Here is a 23,076-nt window from a genome sequence, read left to right on the forward strand (position 1 = left end):
GGAACAGGATCGCGTCAACCGAGATTGTGGTCTGGTGGGCGCGGTCAGTGCGAGCGCCGCGGGGACGGGAGCGACCAGCCCCACCACGATTCGACCCCCGCAACAAGAAGGCAACAGATTGAACCAAGGCAGATCCATCCGACCCCAGGCAGCTCCACCGAGGGTGCGTTAGCATCGTGGCTGTCAGTTGGGACATCTCCCGAGAAACCAAGGTAGATCCCGCCGACTCCAGACCTTTCCGTAGTGGGACATCTCGGGCACGGCAAGTTCCAGAGGTCGCGGGTTCAAATCCCGCCCCCGCTACGAAATCAGGCCCGGAGATCTGCGGATCTCCGGGCCTGAAGGGTTTGTAGAACTTGAGCCCCGCAACAAGAGCGCAGGGCGCGCTGCGGCCAGGGCGTCGAACGCGACCACTGCTGTCGTGCCGGCTGGGCTTCCCGGCGGAACTGTGGTGCTTTCCATGGCAGGACCTCCGAATGGGATCGGGCCGTGGCCGCTGCGACGTCGATGGCGCCGCGGCGGCCCTACCGGGCCCGGCCGGTTTCTCTAAACCGTGGTCGCGAGAGCTGTGGTCTTCAGGTGGATGAATTCCTCGGCGCTGATCGTCCCGTCATCGCGGAGGTCTCTAGCGATGCTGATCTGTTGGGCCGCGCCTGTGCCCGCGACCGTGCGGATGTACTCCTGGGTCTGGAACTCGGTGTCTCGGACGACGGCCCGCCGCCTGTGCGCCATGCGAGGCCCGCGGGCGATGAGGTACACGAGGAGTCCGCCCAGCGGGACGAGCAGTAGGAAGAAGACCCAGAGCGCCTGGGCGAGGCCGCCGATGTGACGGTCGCGGAGCACGTCGAGGAGCACCTGGGACAGGACGAGGAGGTAGGCGACGAGGAAGAAGATCTCGAGCGTGAGCCAGTAGGCCGTGACGGGGAGCATGAGGCTTCCTTTCTTGGAGTTGTGCTGTGTCGTGTCAAACAGCGTCGTGGGCGATAGGGCTGGCCATGCAGTGCCTGCCGCCTCGACGGTGGAGGGTCGGGGTCAGTTGGTTCATCGGGGACTTCTCGCCTTCTCGGGGACTTCTCGCGGGTGGGCGTCTCGGTGGCGGGTCGCGATGCGTGCCGCCCGTCAACGCTTCAATACTCTGGGCCGCCGGTTCTTCGTTCGTCGAACTGCCGTGGTTCTCACCCCGCATCTCGCCCCCACGTCACCGGTGGACGGCGGTTCGCGGACCGGCGGACTGCCCAGGGGACAATGCTGCCCAGGGGTTCGGTCACGGGTCGGGCCCAATGCTCGGCTCATGACAGGTGTCGCCTCGGGATTCAGCCTGAAGGGCGATCTACGGGGCTAATTCCGCCCGGAGAACTGCTCGGCTGCCGTCCTGGCGATGAGGGTGGGGCTGGCCCGAAGCCGGCCGCGGGCCTGTTCTGCGCGATCACGCTCGAACGACGATCAGAGATGCCAGGTAGAAGACATATGCCGTGACGAAGAGTGTGCCCTCGCGCCGGCGAATGCGGGCGCCGGTCACGAAGATCGGGATACACGCGAGCGCGGCCAACGCCATGACTGGAAGATCGACGGCGAGTAGCTGACGGTCGACCTCGACAGCGGGCGGGCCGAAGAGCAGTGCGGAGGGTTTGCGGGCCGAGGGCGAGGGGTCGCAGCATCGCCGACAACCCGAGGATCAGCAGCAGGTTGAGCGTGTTGGTGCCGGCGATGTTGCCCAGTGCGAGCGACCCGGCGTCGTGCAGCATGGCGTCGATCCCGACTGCCAGCTCCGGGGCGCTGGTCCCGATCGAGACGATCGTCAGGCCGACAATGATCGGGGGTACACCGAGCTGTCGGGCGAGCCGGGAACCATACCGGACAACGAGCTCCGCACCTGCCGTGAGAGCGACAAGACCGAGAGCGATCCAGATCGCCGGATGCATGCAGCGAGATTACCAATGCCGCGAAGGGCAGCCCGTTGCAGTGTTATGCCACCCATTGCGCCCTTTCTGACCGGTGATTGTCTGCTCAGGCAGAGGCGATGATGACCGCTCAGCGTTAGCGTATCCAGTGGGGCCTCACGAACGTTGTGTGCAGGCCACGCTGATGACCAGCACATGCAGCTTTCCGAGCAGAACATCATCGTCGCCGAGGAATCCGTGGTGGCATTCGGCATCAGCGCGCTCGCGATCGGACTGGGAGTTCTGTACGGCCTGCTCGGTGGGGCACTGCGTGCTTTGGCTAGACCCGCTCGGAGCGACTGAGCTCGGCAGAGTCCCCGCCGTGGCGACTCGTCAGGACCGCTGCGGCGGGATCGACGGACGCCCGAAGAGGAGGTAGAGGTACGAGTCATGCCGAAGGATCTTGTCGGCGTCCCACGAGTGCCGCCCCAGATCGTTGCCCGGGAGCGGCTCGTGCGCCGGCTGGAGGAGGGCACGCCGCTGTGTGTCCTGCGCAGTGCGGGCGGTACGGGCAAGACGACACTTCTCGCCCAGTGGGTCGCCGGGAGGCAGGACACGGATGTCGCGGCCGTCTGGATCACGCTTGACGCCCAGACGCAGTCGCGCGCCGGGTTCTGGGTGCGCGTGCTGACCCATCTGCATCGTGCTGGGCTGCTCGACGACGCCAGCCTGTACCGTGAGCTGGCCACGGTCGCGGACTCCGCAGATCTCGTCCGTGGCGCACTCGAACGGGTCTTGTCGACAACGCGCCCGGTGGTGCTGGTACTCGACGACTTCGCAGCCTCCGGTGACTTCTGGGACGACGTGTGCCTCGACCTGGTGGCGCTCCTGCAGCGCGTATCGACCCTGCGCTGTATCGTCGCCGGCCGCTTCCAGACGCTCCTCGAAGGCCCGACGACGCGCGCCACCATTGGGATGCAGATCCTCGATACCGACGAAATGGCCCTGACCGACGACGAGATCCGCTCCATCGTCGAGATGAGCGGACTCTCGATCGATGCACCCACGCTCGGGTCGCTCGTGGCAGAACCGTCCTACCGTTCCGTCATGGAGCTGCGGTACGTACTCGACCTGCTCCAGCGCTCGCGCGCGAGCCGGAGACCGAGGACAGAAGAGGCGTCAGGCCACCCCGACGTCGCCTCCACACTCGCCGCCGGGATCCGGAACGACCTTGCCGCACGTGTCACCGACAGCCGTCTGCTCGACCTCCTTGGCGCGCTGGCGCTTGCCCCCTACGCCGACGTGGCACTGGCAGACGTCCTCGCGGACACCCCGGCCGGGCCTGGTGCCATCGCAGGGGCGGACCTGCTGGCAGCGCTCGAACGCGCTGGCGTCGGATACTGGTCAGAGCTCCCCGACGGATGCGCGGCGTTCCGGCTGAGCGACCACGTGCGCGCCGTAGCAGCCGCTCAGTATGCCGATGCCCACTCGTCCTACGTGCCCAACGTGCTTGCCGCCGTGGCGCGTTGGCTCGTGCGCCACCACAACGATCCCTCCCACGCGATCGAGTACGCGCTCCGGGCCGGAGACCTCGACTACGCCGACCAGCTGATGGTGCGGGCGTTCCCACTGGCGCGCGAGGACTCGGCCCGCATCGCCCGAAGGCTCGGCGCGCTCCCCGCCGTCCAGGTCCGGGACCATCCATTCCTCGCCATGTTCTATGGGCTCGCTCTGAACGCTCGAGCCACAACTCGACCGCGCGCCGTTGAGTTCCTGGCTGCAGCCGCCCTCATATCGCGTCGACGAACGGCGTCGACCCCGCGCTCTGAGAGGGTGGTGATGTACGGCCTCGAAACGGCCGCCTGGCGGTTTCTGGGCCAGCGCGTCCGAATGCTCGACACAGCACGACGGACCCTGCGCGAACTCACCGCAGTCCGGGAGGATGACGGATCAAGCGACCGAACACTCGACGGGGCGACCGCGCTCGCTGTCTCCCAAGCCGCCACCAGCCTCTTTTACGGTGATGACCTCGCCGGGGCACGTCACGCCTACAACGTGCTGTCGGCACTGGCCGCCGAACGCAATTGGGCGCACTACTCGAACGTCGCAGCCTGCGGGCGCGCCATGACTTACGTTCTGGACGGCCGCTATACGGCGGTGCGTGCGGAACTTGCCACCGTCCGCCCTGAGGCCTGGCCCGAGAGCTGGATCGACGCCTACCAGGGCGCGTTCCGCAACATCGCCCAGGCCTGGGTGCACATCGACGACGGCAGAGCGCGGGCAGCGCTGCAAGAGCTTGAGCCGCTCCTGCCGCACCTGGACACGATCGAGCACTGGGAGTTCCTGGGCGGGGCGAGCGCAATAGCGCAGGCGATGTGCGGTCATGTCGACGAAGCCGAGCGGTCACTCGATCAGCTTCGCCGCGATCGCCTGCGAGAATCGACACTATCAAGCGTCAAGGGGCGTCTGGGTGCGATGCGCAGCATGCTACGACTGGCTACCGGCGCGGCGCGTGAGGACGCTCGGCAGCGACTTCGGGGTCGTGCGCGCGCTGCCGACAGCGCCCTGCGTGCGATCATCGCCGCCGCTCGCAATGCCGACCAAGAGGCTGTCGCCCTGCTCGCGCAGGGCCAGGCCACGACCGGTACACCGCTGCAGGAGGCGCTCGTCGCTGTCGCGGGGGTCACGGTGGCGCAGCGAACTCGCTCCGGGCTGAACGTGTCGCCGTTCGGGACGACCCTTGCCGCGCTGATGGTGCACCAAGGGCTCCACTGGCCAGTCACCCTGCTGTCCGAGGAGGACCGGGCTGCGCTGCTGGAAGGACTCGAACGCGATGCTGCGGAGGAAGCACGCTCGACCGTGGCGGCGGCCTGCGCGGCTGTTCCTCCGATCATCGGTCAGCGACTGTGGAACGAGGTCCAGGTGCCTGCTTTGACGCCTCGTGAGGTTGAGGTCCTGCACATCCTGGCTACGACCGCGTCGCGCGCCGAGATCGCCAGCCGACTCTATGTGTCGATCAACACGGTCAAGGCTCAGCTACGCGCGCTGTATACCAAACTCGGCGTGCGGGCCCGTGAAGACGCTCTGGCTCGTGCCGTAAACCTCGGTCTGCTCGTGGAGGACGAGCCACGACACGAAGCGCGTCCGACACCCGAGGAGATATGACGGTGTCGAGCAATATCATGGTCTGCCCGTCGTCTACCCGTTAAGTTCCCGTCGAATCGTCCTTTCGGGCTGCGGTTATTGACAGCGCGTGCTAACCGTAGAAACACGGAGTGGCGTGATGCCGAGCGGGACGTGAACTCCCACCTCGCGGGTGCGGCGCCAGTCGGGGACGCGAGGGGCACGATGACTTCTACGACCGAAGAGACCGGCACCGCGAAACTCAGCTTTCCAGCCCTGACCGCGATGGTGGTCGGCTCGATGGTCGGGGCCGGAGTATTCCAGCTACCGGCGCGGTTCGCGAGCGAGACGGGTGTCTACGGTGCCCTGATTGCGTGGACGATAGCGGGCCTCGGCATGCTCATGCTTGCCTTCGTGTTCCAGTCCCTTGCGGTCCGTAAGCCTACCCTCGACAACGGTGTGTACGTGTACGCCCGCGAGGGGTTCGGTGTCTATCCCGGCTTCCTGTCGGCTTTCGGGTTCTGGGCCTCGGCGTGTGCTGGCAACGCCTTCTACTGGGTGCTCATCATGACCACCCTGTCGCAGCTCTTCCCGGACCTGGAACCTGTCCTCGGGGAGGGAGATACGTGGACGGCCTTTCTCATCTCGGCTGCCGCTGTGTGGGGCTTCTACCTCCTGATCCGCCGAGGTGTCGGGGAGGCGGCCGCGATCAACGCCATCGTCACGGTCGCCAAGCTCGTGCCGCTCGCGCTATTCCTTGTCCTGGTCATCGTCTTCTTCGACTGGGACGTCTTCGTCGGGAATCTCACCGGCGGCTACGACGTGCCCGGGGGCGAATCGTTGTTCCTGCAGGTGCAGGGCACCATGCTGATCACGGTCTTCGTGTTCCTGGGCATCGAGGGCGCAAGTGTCTACTCCCGCTACGCCAAGAAGCGAAAGGATGTCGGGCGTGCCACGGTGCTCGGCTTCCTCTCGGTGCTGGCGCTGTTCGCGAGCATCTCGATCCTGTCCTACGGGATCCTGCCCAAGGCTGAGATCGCCGCTCTCCAGCAACCGTCGGTAGGAGGCGTGCTCGAGGAGGCAGTCGGGCCGTGGGGCGGGGTACTCATCAGGGTCGGCCTCATCGTCTCCGTGTTGGGCGCCTATCTCGCCTGGCAGCTGCTTGCCGCCGACGTCGCCTATGCGGCCGCCAGGGACGAAGATCTTCCGCGGTACTTCGCACGGTTGAACCCACGCGAGGTACCGCAGAACGCGGTGCTGTGGACCTCGATCTTCGTCACGCTCATCCTGTTCGCCGTGCAGTTCGTCAGCAATGCCCTCGACTTCACGCTCGACCTGACCGCAGCCCTCGCCCTGGCCCCGTTCGCCCTTGCCAGTGCCTACGCTGTCAAGATCGCACTGCGCAGCGACGGGTACGAGGAGGTCCGCGCCGGCCTTCGCACCCGTGAGCTGGTGATCGCGGTCGTCTCGACGATCTACACCCTCTTCCTAATCTGGGCTGCCGGGTACGTGTTCCTCTTTCTTGCGTGCCTCCTGCTTGCCCCCGCCACAGTGCTCTACTACGTCGCACGCCGGGAACAGCGCGCGACGGTGTTCACCACACCCGGCTTGGTGACCTTCGTCGTGGTCACCGCCTTCGCCGTGGTCGGCCTCGTGCTTCTGGCCACAGGTTCCGTGCAGATCTGATTGCTGTACCCGTAGGGAGGCATCCATGCCGAACGCTTCGTACGGCGTCCACTCGGAGGTCGGCAGGCTCAACAAGGTGCTCGTGTGCCGACCGGGCTTGGGGCACGAGCGGCTCACACCGAGCAACAAGGACGCGCTTCTCTTCGACGAGTTGCTGTGGGTGCAGAACGCCAAGCGCGACCATCACGACTTCGTCGTCAAGCTACGAGATCGCGGGGTCGAGGTCGTCGAGCTGCACGATCTGCTGGCCCAGACCCTCGCGGTACCCGGAGCGAAGGAATGGTTGCTGAACCGGAAGGTCGTCGCGAACGAGGTCGGCCTGGGGCTGGTGGAGGACACCCGCACCTACCTTGAATCACTCGACGACGCGAACCTGACCGACTACCTGATCGGCGGCCTGTCCACGCGCGACCTGCCCGACGACCTCCGTCCCGGGTATACCGCCTTGGCCCGCGAGTCCACCGGCGTCAACGAGTACCTCATGCCGCCCTTGCCCAACACCATCTACACCCGTGACACGACCTGCTGGATCTATGGCGGCGTCACCTTCAACCCCCTCTTCTGGCCCGCCCGCCACGACGAGACCCTGCTCATGAAGGCGATCTACGAATTCCACCCCGACTTCACCGGCAACACGGTTTGGTGGGGTGACCCCGAGCAGCCCTGGGGACAGGCCACGCTCGAGGGCGGTGACGTCATGCCGATCGGTAACGGCGCCGTGCTCATCGGCATGAGCGAACGCACATCGCGCCAGGCCATCACCCAGGTCGCGGCGAGCCTTTTCACGGCCGGCGCCGCTACACGTGTCGTCGCCGCCGGCATGCCCAAGCTCCGCTCGGCCATGCATCTCGACACGGTGTTCACGTTCGCCGACCGCGACCTGGTCACCTACTACCCCGACATCGTTGACGGCATCCACCCGTTCTCACTCCGCCCCGCCGACGACGGTGGCGTCGAGGTCACAGAGGAGACTGTGCCGTTCGTCGAGGTCGTCGCCGACGCACTGGGTCTGGCCCGGTTGCGCACGATCGAGCCCGGCGGCGGCTGGTACGCCGGCGAGCGCCAGCAGTGGGACAGCGGTAACAACGTCGTGGCCGTCGAGCCTGGTGTCGTCTTCGCTTACGACCGCAACACCCACACCAACACCCTGCTGCGCAAGGCCGGTGTGGAGGTCGTCACGATCGTCGGCGCCGAGCTCGGCCGGGGCCGCGGCGGTGGCCACTGCATGACGTGCCCGATCTCGCGGGATCCCGTGGAGCTCTAGGAGTTCCACGGAGTCCTGGTTCCCCGCTGTCAGAGCGCGTACGAGGTCACCTTGTTCGAGCGGCCTCGTACGTGACTGCACCCGCGTCAGCCGGACCGCACTCCTCCAGCACACGCGGCGGGCCGGCCGTGACGAGCTCGGGCTCGGGCTCGCGCACCCCGCCAGGGCGCGGCACGGCGGCCGACACGGAACGACCGAGCCGCAGGACGACCGCGCCGCCGAGCACCAGGAGCAAGGCCCCGGTCGGGACCATGAACGGGCCGTGCGGTCCCTGGTCGGCCGACGCGAGCCAGAACATGCCCAGGATCGCGGCGGCATAAGCACCGGTGACCACTGGAATCGAGGACGGCACCGCGGACAGCGTCGAGGTCAGCGCGCCGCGCCGCGGCGAGCGCCCGATCGCGCCGCCGGCACCCGGTTCGGACGTCTTACGGGCCGCAGAGGTGTCCAGCTTGCGTACCAGTGTGCGCGTCTCGATCCGTCCGAACACGGCCACGAACGCGACCAGCATGACTGCCAGCGCTGCGATCCATGGCACACGCCCCAGCCACCACGCACTGGAGTAGACGGCGGACGACGGGAGCAGGCCGACGGCGTCCAGCAGCAGAGCGCCGGCGAGTGCCGCGACCATGTGCCACAGGTAGACCGTCAGTACGACGGCGTTGGTCCCGATCACCGCGGCCCACGGCCGCCGACGTCGGAGCCACCGCTCGGCCGGACCCGCGACCAGGGCGGCGAGGCCGATCTGTGCCGCGGCCAGGGCCATGAGGGCGACCGTCGGCGGCGACGGGTTCTGGATCGCGGCCCCCGGCACCGAGACCATGCTCACCGGGTACGGACCGGGACCCGTGAGCAGGACCAGTACGGCCAGCGCGCCGGCGAACAGCACCGCGGCACGACGTCGGGTCAGCCTCAGGCTGCCGTCCTGCCAGGCAAAACCGGCCTGGTGGACGGCGATCCATGCGAACACGAAGTTGCCGAACGCCCAGGCTTTGCTCCCGGTGGTCAGGCGCAGCACGTCACCGATCACGACGGCTGCGAGCAGCACGGCGGGCACGGCGAGGCCGAACCGCTCGTGGAGTCGGTGCATCGGCGGGGTCAGCACGATCACGCCGAGGTAGACGACGAGGAACCACAGCGGCAGCGTCACGAGCGCGACGGCCTGGGCGATGTCCGCGGGCGGGACACCCGCCCAGCCGGCGACGACGGCGCCGACCGCGGTCGTGAGCAGGAGTGCGGTCACCGGCGGGAACAGCCGGCCGCTGCGGTCAAGGAGCCACTGGCCCGCCGTTCCCCCGCGGTCCCGGTGCCGGGTCCAGGAGATCGCGTTCGCCACGCCCCCGACCAGGAAGAAGAGGGGCATGACCTGGAACACCCAGGTCATCGGGTGTAGTGCGGCCAGCTCCGGTAGGGCAGTGAAGCCAGTAAGGCGCCCGGACGGGTCGCGCTCGACCGTCATGATCATCCAGTGCCCCACCACAACCGCGGCCATGGCCACGGCCCGGAACAGGTCGACGTGACGCCGCCGCGTCGACGGGGTACGAGTGGCTAGCTCGTGGATCTTCGGCATGGGTCTTCCTTCCTTCGCGCACAGTGAGTGCGCGGGGTCATGTGTCGTTCTCGGTCGTCGTGCTGTTCTTGTCGCGGTGGGACCGGGCTCTGCCGACCACCGCCAGAATCCCGGCGAGCAGCAGGCCGGGGCCTATGACCCAGACCGGGCGAGTGAGCCACCAGGCCGCGGTCGCCTCGGCGGCCGGGGTGAACCCGGCCAGTCCGTAAAGCCACAGGAAGACCACCAGGGCTGTCATGTGCCAGACGAACACCGGCATGGCCACCGAGCTGGCGGCCACCACGGCGCGCCACGGCCGGCGCCGCTGCAGCCATGCCTGCAGCCGGGGACGGATCAGGAGCAGCAGGCCGAGCTGGAACGTGGCGAGGGCCGCGATGGCCACGGTGGTTGGGAACATGTTGCCCATGGCATCGCCCTGCACCGCCACCATGGAGCGCGGATAGGGGCCGATCGTGGTCAGCAGGACCAGCGCGGCCAGGCCTGCAGCCGCGACGACGGCGGCTCGGCGGCGTCCCCCGGCAAGGAGGGTCCCGTCCCGCCAGAAGTAGCCGAGCTGGTGACAAAAGAGCCACACAGCGGCGGAGCCGACCATCCAGATGGCGGGAGTGTCTTGCCCAGCGCCCAGGCGCAGCACGTCCGCGCCGAGTGCGACGCCGGCCAGGACCACGGGCACCCGCCAACCCCACCGTGCGTGCAGGCGCGCGGTGATCGGTACGGCGGCGATCACACCGGCGTAGACCCCGAGGAACCACAGCGGAACGAAGATGACCATGCCCCACTGCAGGACGCTGGGCATCCCGGCGGCCTGCATCGCCAGGTCGAACACCGCCCACAGCGCGAGCAACGGCAGGACCGGCACGAGGAGGCCGCGCAACCGCGTTCGCACGAACCCGGTGGCACCGCGGCCGTCGCGCAGGTCCGCCTGATAGCGGGCGAGGTTCGCGAAGCCGCCGACGAGGAAGAACACGGGCATCACTTGCAGTACCCACGTCGCGGCCCAGCCGCCGGGCACCTGGTGGATGGGGTTCGGCATAGTCAACGCACCGCTCGTGGTCCAGTGGGTGATGGAGAACGTCCAGTGCCACAGGACCACCACGCAGATGCTTGCCGCCCGGACGAGGTCAACCACCCGGTCCCGGGACGCGGGCGTGGCGTCGACCAGGGCGTCAAGCTTTCGGGCCTGAACGCTTCGTACCGGCGGCCCCTGATGGGCGCCCGCCGTCACCGGCACGCTCACCGTGCTGACGCCGTCGCGTGCGCGTCGCCGTAGAGACGCTCGATCTCGGCAGCGAACCCCTTGACGACCGCCGCGCGACGCACGCTCTGCTTCGGCGTGAGATAGCCGTTCTCGACGGTCAGGTCGCCGGCCAGAAGGGTGAACTTGCGGATCGACTCGGCCGCGGACACGGCCTCGTTCGCACGCGTCACTGCCTTGTCGACGGCGGCCAGGACATCCGGATCGGTCAGCGCTTGCTCAACCGTCAGATCGGGCTTGTCGTGCATGGACAGCCAGCCGGGCAGACCCTCGGAGTCGAGCGTGATCAGCGCGCCGACGAAGGGCCGGTTGTCACCGACCACAACGCATTGGCTCACCAGCGCATGCGCACGGACGCGGTCCTCGAGTACGGCCGGGGCCACGTTCTTGCCACCTGCGGTGACGATGATCTCCTTCTTGCGCCCCGTAATCGTCAGGAATCCGTCGGCGTCCAACGCGCCCAGGTCGCCGGTGCGGAACCACCCGTCATCGAACGCCTCCGCCGTGGCCTCGGGGTTCTTGTGATAGCCGCGGAAGATGTGGTGACCACGCAACAGAATTTCCCCATCGGCCGCGATCACGACAGCGCAGCCCGGGAGCTGCACGCCCACCGAGCCGATCTTGGTGCGCCCTGGGAGGTTCACGCTGGTCGGGGCGGTGGACTCGGTCAGGCCGTAGCCCTCAAGGACCTGCAGCCCCAGACCGCGGTAGAAGTGACCGAGGCGCTCGCCCAGTGGCCCCCCACCCGAGACGGCATACCTGGCTCGGCCGCCGAGCACCGCGCGCAGCTTGGCGAACACCAACCGGTCGGCGATCTTGTGCTGGAGCTTGAGCCAGAACGAGGGCCCTCGCCCGGTGTCCAGCGCGCGCGACCAGGAGATTCCGGTACGGGTGGCCCACTGGAAGATGCGAAGCTTGCCGCCCTGCGCGGCCTTCTGCTCCGCCGAGTTGTAGACCTTCTCGAACACTCGTGGCACGGCGAGCAGGAACGTGGGCCGGAACTCACCCAGGTCATCGGAAAGCGTCCGGACGTCCGGCACGTGGCCGAGGACCACACCGCCAGCTACGGCCAGCACCTGGATGAACCGGGCGAAAACGTGCGCCAGGGGCAGGAACAGCAGCGTGCGACCACCATCCTCGAACACCTCCGGCGCGTGTCGGACGGTATTCACGGCGAGCGAGGCGAAGTTGCCGTGGGTCAGCTCGACACCCTTGGGGCGGCCAGTCGTGCCCGAGGTGTAGACGATCGTCGCGAGATCGTCCAGCGACGCCAACGAGCGCCGTCGCACGATCTCCGCGTCGGGCACTTCGGCGCCGAGGGTCGTGAGCGCGTCGATCGCGCCGGCGTCGAGGATGAGCACCTCGCGCAGGGTCGGGGTTTCAGCGCGTATCTGCTCGACTGTCGCGGCGTGCTCGGTGGTCTCAACGACGAGCAGGTCGACCGCGGCGTCCGACAAGATCCACTGGACTTGCTCGGCGCTGGACGTCTCGTAGATTGGCACCGGGATCGCGCCCGCTGCCCAGATCGCGAAGTCGAGCACTGTCCACTCGTACCGGGTGCGGGACATGATCCCCACATGGTCGCCCGGCGCGATGCCCCGGGCGACGAGCCCTTTGGCCACGGCGACCACGTCGGCTTCGAACTCGCCGACCGTCACCGCTCGCCAGGGTTCGCCCTGCGCTTCCTTGACCTCGCTGAAAACGTGGTCGGCGCTGGACGCCAAGCGGCTCGCGAGCAGGTCATTGAGATTCGACGTGACGGGCAGATCCGTCAGCATGGGCGTCGCGGCTTCGTGGATTCCGGTTGGGCTGGCGAGGGGGTCGGTGGCCGTGCCGACCGGAGCGGTCGTGAGACGGTGGGCCGTCATTGTCATGGGTGGGTCCTCTCAGTGGGTTCCAAGTCGCCTGGAGCCGGTTCGCTCCGGACAACTCCAACTTCGAGGAAGGTGGGCCGCCCATCTGACGGTTGCGGGAGTCTTCACCCCGGCCTTCACCCCAGTCGCGGCAACAAGTCAGGTGTCACCCATCCGTGCAGCAGTCCCCTAGGGCGTGTCTCCCATATGGCGTGCCCAGATGGTGCAGGCGGATAGGACGACGGCGGCGCGGTAGGTGATGGCGAGCTTGTCGTAGCGGGTCGCCAGGGCGCGCCATTGCTTGGTCAGGGCGAAGGAGCGTTCCACGACGTTGCGTCGCTTGTAGGTCCGGGCGTCCAGGGCTGGTGGTCGTCCTCCGGCTGAGCCTTTGTGTTTGCGGGCAGCGATCTCGTCCTTCTTCTGCGGGATCACGGTCTGGATGTGCCGGGCCGCGAGCATCCTGCGGTTGACGCCGCTGGTGTAGGCGCGGTCGGCGATCACCGCATCAGGGGTGGTGCGCGGGCGGCCCGGTCCCTGGCGCGGGACGCGGATGTCGGCTAGGACCTCGGCCAGCATGGCCCCGTCGTTACGCTGCCCGCCCGTGACGATCGCGGCCAGCGGGCGTCCATGACCGTCCACCGCGTGATGGATCTTGCTGGTCAGGCCGCCACGTGACTTACCGATGCCATGACCTGCCGGTTCACGTTCCCCGCCGAGCGGGCTGGGGACGAACCCCTCAGGGAGTTTCGTGTGATTCGCTCTCGCCCCCTGTGTCCCGCTCGGGACGCGTGGTGTTCGTGCCGTGCTGATGAGCACGGTTGATCGTGGCGTCCACGCTCACGTTCCAGTCGATCTTCCCGTCCGCGTCCGCCGCGGCCAGCAGCCCGGCCAGGACCTTGTCCCAGGTGCCGTCGTCGGCGTAGCGGCGGTGCCGCTTCCAGACCGTCCTCCACGACCCGAAGTGCTCACGAGGCAGGTCCCGCCACGGGATCCCGGCCCGGTAGCGGTAGATGATCCCTTCCACTACCCGCCGGTTGTCCCAGAACGGATGCCCGCGCCGGCCCGCGTTCGAGGGCAGCAACGGCTCGATCCGCCCCCACTGCTCATCCGACAACACCCGATACCGCGAAGAAGTCACCCGACCAGGCTGCCGCACACCTCAGCCCACATATGGGAGACACGCCCTAGCTGTTCTCGGGTGGGGTGGGTTGGTGGCGTGCGAGTTGTTGGCGCATCGCGGCCGCGACCATCCGGTCGTGTTCGGTTTCCGGGGGCATCGCCTCGAGCAGTGCGGTGGTTCGGGTCGCGATGGCGTCGGCCATGATTCGGTCGGTGTGGAGGTAGAGCTGGTTGGCGCGGATCGCGGCGAGCACCATGTCGCCGACCTCATCCGGGTCAAGGCCGAGGTTGCCCAGTAGTGCCTCTCGGACGGCCCAGGCTTGGTCCACTGCGGCTTGCTCGTCAGCGCTGCGTTGGTGCGGGGTGTCGGGTTCGTGTGTCCGGCTGGTGGCGGCGATGTTGGTTGCCACCAGGCCGGGGCACAGGACAGTGAGCCCGATGTCGTGCGGGTCGAGTAGCCGCCGAAGCGCTTCGGACATGCCGACCACCGCGTACTTGGCTGTGTGGTACATGAACTCGGTGCCGGCCATGACGGCCAGACCGGCCCCGGACGAGGTGTTCACGACGTGGCCTGGTCCGCCGCGGTCGACCATCCGCGGCAGAAACGTCTGAATACCGTTGACGACACCGCCGAGGTTGACCCCGATGACGAGATCCCATTGGGCGTAGGTCATCTCGGCTAGGCCGAGGCCACTGCCCACGCCGGCGTTGTTGCACAGCACTGAGACCGGCCCGAGCCGGGTCTCCACCTCGTCGGCCACGCGCTCGAACGCCGTCCTGTCCCGTACGTCCAGCTCGAAGGCCGCGACCGTGGTGAGTTCGGCGAGTTCGTCCCGCGCGCGGTCGAGCGCCGCGGTGTCGAGATCGGCGAGGGCCAGGTTCGCGCCCTCGCGTGCGAAGGCACGCGCCATGCCGAGTCCGATGCCTTGTGCCCCTCCAGTGATGAACGCCGTCGTGCCGTCGAACGTCTCCATGCTTCGCCCTCCTCGTTGCATACAATGCATTGTTGCATCTGATGCAATCATGCATGGTGTGCGGCTATGCTGTCCACATGACTGGACCTGGTCTGCGCGAGCGCAAGAAGCAACGCACCCGTCAAGCGCTGGTCGACGCCGCGATGCAGCTGTTTGATCAGCAGGGGTACGACGAGACCTCGGTAGCGGAAATCGCGGCCGCCGCCGACGTGTCGATCAGGACCTTCTTCACGCACTTCCCGAACAAGGACGACGTCTTCTTCGCCGCGAGCGACGAGGGCACTGAGACTGCGCTTGCCGTGGTGGCCGGCCGCGCGGCCGGTGATGAGCCACTCGATGTGCTTGTCCGGGCCGTCGAGCGAATGTCCGTGGCCCACCCCGCCGCGCTGGCCCAAGCCACCGACCTCGGCCCGCTACGGCTGCGGCTGCTCAACTCGGTGCCCGCACTGCGCGCCCGCGCCCTGCACCGGCTCGCCGACGCGCAGCTGAGACTTGCCGACGCGCTGCACGATGCCTACCCCGACCGGATCGACCGAGTGACCGCCTCCGCCGCGGTGGGCGCGCTCCTCGGCGCACTGGTCAGCACCACCATGAGCAGCCTCGCCGCCCACGAGCAGGATCTGCCGGCCGCACTGCGCCGCGCAGTCGACGTCGCCGTCCAGGGCGTCGCCACCACGTTCGGCTGACCCAGCACGCACGGAACGTGGGCTTGCGTCACCCATCCGGTCCTGGTGGGTGGCGGGACGCCTCGGTCGTGCCCGTCCGTCCAGGTGTCACGACCGCGATCGGGTGCTGGGGGCGGTGGGTGCCTCTGCTGCCGGTGGGGTCGGTGCGGAGGTCGGTGCCGGGATCGGTGTCGCCGGCTGTTCGCGGAGTCCGAATCGGCGGAAGACGGGTGTGAGGAAGGCGGGGGCCCACCAGTTGGCGGAGCCGGCGAGGCGCATGAAGGCGGGCACCAGGACGCCGCGGATGATGGTGGCGTCGATGAGGATCGCCACGGCGACGCCGATGCCGATCATCTGGAGGTACATGACCGAGCCCGTGGCGTAGACCGCGAAGGACACCGCGAGGGTGAGGGCAGCGGCGGTGATGAGCGGGGCGCTGCGCTGTAGCCCGGCGAGCACGGCGCGGTCGTTGTCACCGGTGCGTTCGTACTCCTCGCGGATGCGGGAGACCATGAAGACCTCGTAGTCCATTGACAGTCCGTAGACGACACAGAACATGAGGATCGGGAACGCCGGGTCGAGGGTGCCGACCGGGGTGAAGCCGATCGCGTCGGCGAGAAACCCGTTCTGGAACACCACGGTCAGCACGCCGAACATGACGCCGACGCTGAGCAGGTTCAGCACGGTGGCCTTGAGCGGCATGAGGACGCTGCCGGTGAGGAGGAACAGCAGCACGAAGGTCACGAGCAGGATGAGTCCCGTGATCAGCGGCAGCCGCTCCAGGAGGGCTGCACGGAAGTCCGCGAGCTGCGCGGGGTAGCCGCCCACGAGAGTGCCGTCGAACGGGCTGTCGAGGGCGCGGATCTCAGTGACGAGTCGGTCGCCTCCGATGCCGTCGACGGCCTCACGGGTGGGAACGGCGTCGAGCCGCAGCGTGTCTCCGGAGTCGAGCCTCTCGTCGCCGTCGGCCGTCCGGGCGCCGTCGACGAAGACGCCGACGGACGAGTTGACCTGCGCGATCCCGTCGATCCGGGACATGTCCGCCGCATAGGCGGCCACGCGGGTGTTGGTGGGGGAGGCGTGACCGGTCTCGATGACCTGGAGGGCGTCGTTGGCCTCGGTCGGGAAGTCCTCGCGGAGCTGGTCGTAGGTGTCGCGCACGGAGGAGCCCTGGGCGAGCACCCGGTCGTCGGGTACCCCGATCTGCAGTCCGAGAGCGGGGGAAGCCAGGGCCAGGAGTGCCACGAGTGCGGCCCCGCCCCACAGGACCGGTCGCCGCATGACACGCTGCCCGATCCGGTACCAGCGGCCGGCCTCCACGGGCTTCGGTGCCGGGATCGTCACGGCACGCCGCGACATGCGTTCGCCGAGGACGGCGAGAGCAGCGGGCAGGACGATCAGTGCGCCGACGGCGGCCGTGACGACGGCCAGGACGCCGGCGTAGGCGAAGGAACGCAGGAACGGGAAGGGCAGGGCGAGCAGCACGGCCACCGAAGCGGCCACGGTCAGGCCGCTGAACACCACCGTGCGGCCGGCCGTGTCCAGTGTCTCGCGCAGGGCGAGGCGCACCGTGGCGCCGCGGGCCAGTGCCTCCCGGAAGCGTGAGATGACGAACAGGCTGTAGTCGACCCCGAGTCCGATCCCCATGACGAGCACGATGTTGGCGGCGAAGCTGGCGATCTCCACGACGGAGGTGAGCGCGCGGAGCCCGGCAAGGGTGGCGATGACGGAGAACAGCCCGACGCCCAGAGTCAGGAGGGCAGAGCTCACGCGCCGGTAGATGACGACCAGCAGGACGAGCATGAGCGGGATGATGATCAGCTCGGCCCGGACGAAGTCCTGGGTGGCTTGAGCGCTGATCTGTGTGGAAGCCGCCTCCGAACCGGCGACCTGCACGCTGATCGCGTCGTCCTCGCGGGTATAGGCGGGGATGTACTCGGCGATGGCGGCGCGGGCCGCGGTGGCATCGCCGGTCACGTGGGCGAGAACCATGGCCGAGGCGCCGTCCTCGCTGCGCAGCGTCGGATCGCCCTCCAGGGACCAGTAGGACCACACCTCGCCCACCGCGTCCTCCCCGGCGAGCTCGTCGGCGACGGCGCTCGCTGACGCGGCCACCGCCGGGTCGTCGACGTCGCCGCCCTCGGCGGTGACGAGCAGGATCAGGTTGGCGTTGCCGGTGGCGAACTCGTCCCGCATCACCCGCTGTGCCGCCACCGACTCGCTTCCCGCCGCTTCCCACCGGTTCAGCACGAAGGACGACAGCGCACCGGCGGCGATCGCGGCCAGTCCGGCGAGCACGACGAGCGACGTGACCAGCACCAGCCACCGCCGACGGTGGGTGGCGTCGCCGAGGCGTTCGAGAGCGGTGGACGGAGGCGGGACGTCGGTCACGGGCTTCTCCAAGGGGCTGCGGGAGGGGCGCGCCGTCCGGCACGACGCAGCGCGACCTCTGCTAACGTGATGCGAGCAGGTGCTCGTGTTCGAACAATACGAGTAAAAGCTCGCATCGTCTAGGTCCGCATCGTCTACGTCGTGGAGAAGAGGGGTCGTGGCAGGCAAGGACGAGGTCGTGGAGGCCACCCCCGCGCAGCCGCGTCGGCAGGCCCGTGGCCAGCGGCGGATCGAGGAGATCCTGCACGCCGCTGCCGCCGTCTTCGCCGAACAGGGCTACGACGCGTCCACGACCAATGCGATCGCCGCCCAGGCCGGCATCTCGCCGGGCTCGCTCTACCAGTACTTCAGGAACAAGGACGCCATCGCCCGCGCACTGGCTGACCACTACGCCGCCCAGCTCACCGTCCTGCGTGGGGAAGCGTTCGCGATCGACAGCCTCGGGAGCGTCGACGGCGCCCGCCTCGAGGATCTCGTCGACGCGCTGCTCGGCCCTCTCGTGGCCTTCAACCTGGCCCATCCCGGATTCAAGGCGCTCTTCGCCAGAACGGACATGCCCGCCGGCCTCCGCGAGGCCGTCGCGCCGGTTCACGCCGCCATCCACCAGCGCGTGGCCGAGCTCGTCGGCCTTCTCCTGGCGGACCGTTCACCCGAGGATGTCGCTCGTATCGCGACCGTTGCCATCCAGATCGTTCGCGGCATGACGCCGCTGATCACCGACGCCCGGCCGGCGGAGCGAGACGCGCTGACCGCCGAGCTCCGCGCGGTACTGGTCGGCTACCTTCGCGGCCATCAGGCCTCGTGACCGGGAGTTGAACAACCTCGATCTCGGGAGTCAGACGCGTGCCCCGGTGAGCTTCTCGCTGTCGGTCCAGAGCTGCTCGGCGCGCGCGATCTCGTACGACTCGTCCGACGAACGAGCCTGGTTGCGGCCGAAGAAGTACTGGCCCGTGGTCTCCGCCAGCTCCGGGGCGGTTGCCAGCCAGGCGAGGGAGCCGCCCGACTCGGCGGGAGTGAGGACGTGCGGCGTGATCGTCCGGCGCACCAGCCAGGTCGCGCGCGGGAGGACGTGGTCGGACAGGAACCTCACCGGGGCGGGCAGCGAGCGGCCCAGGCCGGTCCCGAGCACCATGCCGGGATCGAAGGCGTTGGCCGTGACTCCCTCGGGCAGCCGACGGGCCAGGGCGTAGGTGAAGTAGAGGTTCGCGAGCTTGGACGTGCTGTAACGCCGCTGACCCGTCACGAGCGCGTTGTCCGACTCGGCCGATGCCGCCAGCTCGCCCCGCGACAGGGCTTCCGCGCCGCTCCAGGCGGGTGAGGGCCCCGGATTGCGTGGGTCGTGGGTGCCGCTGGAGGTCACGACCACCCGCCCCGGGGCCTTGAGTACCGGCAGCAGGGCGTTGACCAGGACGAAGTGGCCCAGGTGGTTGATGCCGAAGGTGGACTCGAAACCGTCGACGGTGTGGGTGAGGGTGGTGCCCATCTGCACGCCCGCGTTGCAGACGACCGCGTGCACCGGCGGGATGGTCCCCGCGGCGAGGCGGCCGGACACCTCCGCGGCGAACGTCCGGACGGAGGCGAGCGAGGCGAGGTCCATCGCCATCGCCTCGACCGTGTTGCCGCTCGCCGCGGCGGTGGCGAGCGACTCCGTCGTCTCCTGTCCGCGGGTCACGTCACGGACGGGCAGCACCAGGTGCCAGGGTCCGTGCTCGTCGTCCTGGAGGATGGCGGTGGCCGCGCCGCGTCCGATACCGCTGGTGCCGCCGGTGAGAATGATCGTGCGGGCCCCGCCCGCGCCTTGACGTGCCATGGTCGTGCCTCTCTTCGGTCGTCGCCGCGACGACGACCGTCGCGACGACTTTCAGCCTGACCGTCGCGAGTGGCACTTTGAATACTTGTCGGTGCTGATTTCTTGTGCGTGAGTCCCAACCCTGGAAGACCAGTTGTCCGAGCGGTGCGCCACGGTCCACCTCGACGTGCCTCAGGGCTCGACCGGCTCAGGCGTCAGGGCACCGGGCCAGAGGTACTTGTCCGAGGGGATCCCCGCGCTGCGGAACCAGGCCTGGTAGAAGCCGGTGAGGTCGCCTCCACGAACCGCTCGACCAGCCGGTTCGTCGAGCCCTTCGGCCAGGCCACGACCAGCCGGCTGGGCGCCATGTCGAGCACCGGGACCCAGGCCAGTCCGTCGGGGAGCGCGCCGTCGTGTGCGGGTCCGAGGCCGATAGAGCCGCTCCAGAGCACGGCGTGCAGGCACTCCTGCACGGTTCGGACGACGGGGCCGTCCGGCCCGGCACGGCGCGCGGCCGCGCCGTCCGGCCCGGCACGGCGCGCGGCCGCGCCCGTGGAAGCTGCAGCGGCACCGGTCCAGTACTCGGCCCACGCCGCGTCGGTGCCGTCGGGAAACCGGAACCACCGCCGCCCGGCCAGGTCGCGCAGCGCGAGGTCGGATCGTGCGGCCAGCGGGTCGTCCGCCAGCAGGATCGCGCCGACGGCGTCCGCGCGGAGCTGTCGTACGGCGATGCCGTGCGTGTCGAACGGGAGCCGGGTGATCGCGACGTCGACGAGACCCGCGCGCAGCCCGGCGCTGGGGTCGTCGAGCCCGGACTCGCGGATCCGGACCTGCACGTCCGGGGACGACGCGCGGAATGTCCGCGACCCGGATCACGCCGTGGCTCGCCCCGGTCGCGGCGGGCGGGCTCGTCGTGCCGCAGGCGAGCGCCGTCGTGTTCCACGTCGTCCGGGGCGAGGCGGCGGACACGCCTTTCAACGTCGTCCTGCTGCTCCTCGCCCTGGTCCTGGTCTGGGGCGCGGCTGGAAGGTGCCGATCGCGTCGCGGAGGTGACGGCTGCTCGTCGCCCGCGGGCCTCCTTCTGCCGGGAGACATCCGGGAGGTATCGTCTTGATCGCGCCGTGAGCGATCCTGCTTGTTCTCGCCGTATTCGAGCAGGGCCAATCACGGCGTGCGACGGTCTCCGTGCGAGGATGTGTGGCGTGGACGGGAGGGTAGGGCGATGACGCAGCAGCAGCGGCTCAACCTCGTGCTCGAGCTCGTGAGCGAGCGGGGGAGCGTGTCGATCACCGAGGTCAGTGAGGCGCTCGGGGTGTCGACGGCGACGGTGCGTCGCGATCTCAACACTCTCGCCGAGCAGCGCCTGGTGACGCGGACGCACGGCGGCGCGACGGCGCTCGGGTCCGGGTACGAGCTGCCGCTGCAGTACAAGATCCCGCGCCAGGCGGAGGCCAAGATGGCCATCGCCCGCGCGGTCGCGGAGCTCATCGGCCCGGGCGAGTCGGTGGGGCTCAACGGCGGCACGACCACGAGCGAGGTCGCCCGCGAGCTGGGGCGCAGCGAGCGGCTTCGCGCCGCGGGCGCACCGGGCGTCACGATCGTGACCAACGCGCTGAACATCGCCTACGAGCTCTCCGTGCGGGAGCACGTGAAGATCGTGGTGACAGGGGGTGTGCCGCGACGCCAGTCCTACGAGCTCGTCGGACCGCTGGTCGGAGCCGCCCTGCGTGAGTTCAGCCTGGACACCGCCGTGCTCGGCGTCGACGGGCTCAGCGCCGCCTTCGGCGCCACCACGGTGCACGAGGGTGAGGCGGAGGCCAGCCGCCAGCTCGCCGAGGTCTCCCGCCGGGTCGTGGTCGCCGCCGACGCGACAAAGCTCGGCCGCTCGACCTTCGCGCGGATCTGCCCGCTCGCCGTCGTCGACGTGCTGGTGACCGACCAGCCGGTGGCTGCGGAGATCGCCGCCGAGTTCGCGACGGCCGGCGTGCAGATCGTGGTCGCCGCCTCCGCCTGAGAGGCCGTGGTGCCGCCGGGCCGGGTCCGGCGGGTGTTACGACAACGTAAAAGGTCTCGCTGCCCCTATCTGCGCGCGCCTTGAGCCTCTAGTGTCTGAACATGCTCATTTCAGAGTCAATGTTGACAACTTCGAGCACCGCCGCCGTGGCCGCTGGAAGGACCACCCGATGAAACCGCCATCGCGACCGACGTCCCGCCCCTCACCCACCACACGCCGGACGGCGCAGGCCGCCGTCGTCGTCGCCCTCACGACGGCGCTGGCAGCCTGCGGCTCCAGCCCCCAGGGCGGCGGCGCCGGCGAGTACACGGCGCCCGACGCCGACCTCGCCGCCTCCATCACCTACGGCGTCTGGGACCAGAACCAGGTCCCCGCTATCGAGGAGAACATCGCGGCGTTCAACGAGATCTACCCGAACATCGACGTGACCGTGAACGTGACGCCGTTCGCCGAGTACTGGACCAAGCTGCAGACCCAGGCCTCCAGCGACACCCTGCCCGACCTGTTCTGGATGAACGGGCCGAACATCGGCCTGTACGCGTCCAACGGCATGCTCGAACCGATCACCGGCGCGGTCGAGGCCGGCGACATCGACCCCGCGAACTACCCCGAGGCGCTCGTCGACCTCTACACGATCGACGACGTGGCCTACGGGGTGCCCAAGGACTTCGACACGATCGGCATCTGGGTCAACACCGCGCTGGTCGAGCAGGCCGGCGTCGAGCTGCCCACCGACGGCTGGACCTGGGACGAGTTCCAGGAGACCGCCGTGGAGATCTCCGACGCGCTCGCCGACGACGGCGTCTACGGCGCGGCCGGCGGTATGGACGGCCAGACCACGTACTACAACACGATCTTCCAGGCCGGCGGCACGGTCATAGAGGACGGCGCCTCCGGCTACGCGTCCCCCGAGGCGCAGGCCGGCCTCCAGTTCTGGACGGACCTCATCGCCTCCGGCGCCTCACCGTCGATCGAGCAGCTCACCGACACCACTGCCGACCAGTGGTTCACCTCGGGCAGGCTCGCGATGTACTGGGGCGGTAGCTGGTTCCGCTCCGCGCTCACCGACAGCGAGCTGGCCGAGGACATCACCGTGCTGCCCCTGCCGTCCGGGCAGGAGCAGGCGACCGTCATCCACGGGGTTGCCAACGTCGTGTCGGCGACCTCGCAGGAGAAGCAGGCGGCGCAGGCGCTCCAGGTGTTCCTCGCCGGCGAGGAGGCACAGCAGCAGCAGGGCGACGCCGGTGCGGTCGTGCCCGCCTTCGAGGGCACGCAGAGCTCCTTCACCGCGTCGATGCCCGACGCCGACCTCCAGGTCTTCCTCGACGCCGTCGACTACTCCCGTCCGCTGCCGGTGAGCCTCAACTCGGCGGAGTGGAACGCACTGGAGACCGAGTTGCTGCCCCAGGCGTTCTCCGGCCAGCGGCCGGTCGCCGACGTCGCGACGGACCTGGCCGACCAGATGGACGCGGCGCTGGCCGAGGAGTGATCCC

19 protein-coding genes are annotated in these 23,076 nt (G+C 68.8%); 9 read left to right on the forward strand and 10 right to left on the reverse strand.

Annotated features, from left to right (window positions below; translation table 11 throughout):
- Nucleotides 1-546: 546 nt before the first annotated feature.
- Together AC0QU1_RS05600 and AC0QU1_RS05605 are read right to left on the reverse strand one after the other, a co-directional pair.
- Nucleotides 547-930: a PLDc N-terminal domain-containing protein gene (locus tag AC0QU1_RS05600; RefSeq protein ID WP_483575021.1), complete on the reverse strand. Its 384-nt coding sequence runs from the start codon at nucleotides 928-930 to the stop codon at nucleotides 547-549.
- Between the two features lie 383 nt (nucleotides 931-1,313).
- Nucleotides 1,314-1,922 carry a sodium:calcium antiporter gene (locus AC0QU1_RS05605; RefSeq protein WP_483616404.1) on the reverse strand — a complete coding sequence of 203 codons (609 nt, stop codon included), beginning with the start codon at nucleotides 1,920-1,922 and terminating at the stop codon, nucleotides 1,314-1,316.
- A 174-nt stretch (nucleotides 1,923-2,096) separates the two neighbouring features.
- On the opposite strand from AC0QU1_RS05605, the gene AC0QU1_RS05610 reads away from it, so the two are divergent.
- The 4 genes from AC0QU1_RS05610 (at nucleotide 2,097) to AC0QU1_RS05625 (ending at nucleotide 7,953) form a co-directional block, all read left to right on the forward strand.
- Nucleotides 2,097-2,243, forward strand: coding sequence for a hypothetical protein (locus tag AC0QU1_RS05610; protein ID WP_483575023.1), 147 nt, complete (start codon nucleotides 2,097-2,099; stop codon nucleotides 2,241-2,243).
- 87 nt (nucleotides 2,244-2,330) lie between these two features.
- Nucleotides 2,331-5,045, forward strand: a complete 2,715-nt coding sequence (locus tag AC0QU1_RS05615; protein WP_483575025.1) for a helix-turn-helix transcriptional regulator — start codon at nucleotides 2,331-2,333, stop codon at nucleotides 5,043-5,045.
- Nucleotides 5,046-5,228: 183 nt separating this feature from the next.
- Nucleotides 5,229-6,689, forward strand: coding sequence for a basic amino acid/polyamine antiporter (locus AC0QU1_RS05620; protein ID WP_483575027.1), 1,461 nt, complete (start codon nucleotides 5,229-5,231; stop codon nucleotides 6,687-6,689).
- A 25-nt stretch (nucleotides 6,690-6,714) separates the two neighbouring features.
- On the forward strand, nucleotides 6,715-7,953 hold the full coding sequence (locus AC0QU1_RS05625; protein ID WP_483575029.1) for an arginine deiminase: 1,239 nt from the start codon (nucleotides 6,715-6,717) through the stop codon (nucleotides 7,951-7,953).
- 46 nt (nucleotides 7,954-7,999) lie between these two features.
- On the opposite strand, the gene AC0QU1_RS05630 is transcribed toward AC0QU1_RS05625, so the two are convergent.
- The 5 genes from AC0QU1_RS05630 to AC0QU1_RS05650 all read right to left on the reverse strand — a co-directional run bounded on the left by AC0QU1_RS05630 (nucleotide 8,000) and on the right by AC0QU1_RS05650 (nucleotide 14,724).
- Nucleotides 8,000-9,523: an acyltransferase family protein gene (locus tag AC0QU1_RS05630; protein WP_483575031.1), complete on the reverse strand. Its 1,524-nt coding sequence runs from the start codon at nucleotides 9,521-9,523 to the stop codon at nucleotides 8,000-8,002.
- Between the two features lie 37 nt (nucleotides 9,524-9,560).
- Nucleotides 9,561-10,652, reverse strand: a complete 1,092-nt coding sequence (locus AC0QU1_RS05635; protein ID WP_483575033.1) for an acyltransferase family protein — start codon at nucleotides 10,650-10,652, stop codon at nucleotides 9,561-9,563.
- 104 nt (nucleotides 10,653-10,756) lie between these two features.
- Entirely contained in the window at nucleotides 10,757-12,556 is a 1,800-nt protein-coding gene (locus AC0QU1_RS05640; RefSeq protein ID WP_483576635.1) for an AMP-dependent synthetase/ligase, read from the reverse strand.
- 264 nt (nucleotides 12,557-12,820) lie between these two features.
- Nucleotides 12,821-13,769, reverse strand: a protein-coding gene (locus tag AC0QU1_RS05645) for an IS5 family transposase (protein WP_483572811.1) whose coding sequence is annotated in 2 segments (ribosomal slippage) — nucleotides 12,821-13,399 and nucleotides 13,401-13,769 — 948 coding nt in all. Because the reading frame shifts where the segments join, the coding sequence is not laid out codon by codon here.
- 46 nt (nucleotides 13,770-13,815) lie between these two features.
- The gene (locus AC0QU1_RS05650; protein ID WP_483575035.1) at nucleotides 13,816-14,724 is read right to left on the reverse strand and encodes an SDR family NAD(P)-dependent oxidoreductase; all 909 of its coding nucleotides are present in this window, start codon (nucleotides 14,722-14,724) and stop codon (nucleotides 13,816-13,818) included.
- Between the two features lie 41 nt (nucleotides 14,725-14,765).
- Between AC0QU1_RS05650 and AC0QU1_RS05655 the strand changes: the two genes are divergently transcribed.
- A complete protein-coding gene (locus AC0QU1_RS05655) occupies nucleotides 14,766-15,410 on the forward strand; it encodes a TetR/AcrR family transcriptional regulator (protein ID WP_483576636.1) in 645 nt (214 codons plus the stop codon).
- Between the two features lie 87 nt (nucleotides 15,411-15,497).
- Here the strand turns inward: AC0QU1_RS05655 and AC0QU1_RS05660 are convergent, their stop codons facing one another.
- Complete coding sequence (locus tag AC0QU1_RS05660) at nucleotides 15,498-17,780, reverse strand: MMPL family transporter (RefSeq protein ID WP_483575037.1); 2,283 nt, start codon at nucleotides 17,778-17,780, stop codon at nucleotides 15,498-15,500.
- A gap of 157 nt (nucleotides 17,781-17,937) precedes the next feature.
- On the opposite strand from AC0QU1_RS05660, the gene AC0QU1_RS05665 reads away from it, so the two are divergent.
- The gene (locus tag AC0QU1_RS05665) at nucleotides 17,938-18,585 is read left to right on the forward strand and encodes a TetR/AcrR family transcriptional regulator (protein ID WP_483575039.1); all 648 of its coding nucleotides are present in this window, start codon (nucleotides 17,938-17,940) and stop codon (nucleotides 18,583-18,585) included.
- A 30-nt stretch (nucleotides 18,586-18,615) separates the two neighbouring features.
- On the opposite strand, the gene AC0QU1_RS05670 is transcribed toward AC0QU1_RS05665, so the two are convergent.
- Together AC0QU1_RS05670 and AC0QU1_RS05675 are read right to left on the reverse strand one after the other, a co-directional pair.
- The gene (locus AC0QU1_RS05670) at nucleotides 18,616-19,590 is read right to left on the reverse strand and encodes an SDR family NAD(P)-dependent oxidoreductase (protein WP_483575041.1); all 975 of its coding nucleotides are present in this window, start codon (nucleotides 19,588-19,590) and stop codon (nucleotides 18,616-18,618) included.
- 194 nt (nucleotides 19,591-19,784) lie between these two features.
- The gene (locus AC0QU1_RS05675) at nucleotides 19,785-20,405 is read right to left on the reverse strand and encodes a LysR substrate-binding domain-containing protein (RefSeq protein WP_483575043.1); all 621 of its coding nucleotides are present in this window, start codon (nucleotides 20,403-20,405) and stop codon (nucleotides 19,785-19,787) included.
- Between the two features lie 20 nt (nucleotides 20,406-20,425).
- On the opposite strand from AC0QU1_RS05675, the gene AC0QU1_RS05680 reads away from it, so the two are divergent.
- From AC0QU1_RS05680 to AC0QU1_RS05690, 3 genes are all read left to right on the forward strand, one after another.
- Nucleotides 20,426-20,683, forward strand: a complete 258-nt coding sequence (locus AC0QU1_RS05680; protein WP_483575045.1) for a DoxX family protein — start codon at nucleotides 20,426-20,428, stop codon at nucleotides 20,681-20,683.
- 108 nt (nucleotides 20,684-20,791) lie between these two features.
- Nucleotides 20,792-21,583, forward strand: coding sequence for a DeoR/GlpR family DNA-binding transcription regulator (locus AC0QU1_RS05685; protein WP_483575047.1), 792 nt, complete (start codon nucleotides 20,792-20,794; stop codon nucleotides 21,581-21,583).
- Between the two features lie 169 nt (nucleotides 21,584-21,752).
- Nucleotides 21,753-23,072 carry an ABC transporter substrate-binding protein gene (locus AC0QU1_RS05690; RefSeq protein ID WP_483575049.1) on the forward strand — a complete coding sequence of 440 codons (1,320 nt, stop codon included), beginning with the start codon at nucleotides 21,753-21,755 and terminating at the stop codon, nucleotides 23,070-23,072.
- The last annotated feature ends 4 nt before the right edge of the window (nucleotides 23,073-23,076 follow it).

It is taken from the genome of Promicromonospora noduliphila, assembly GCF_056951025.1.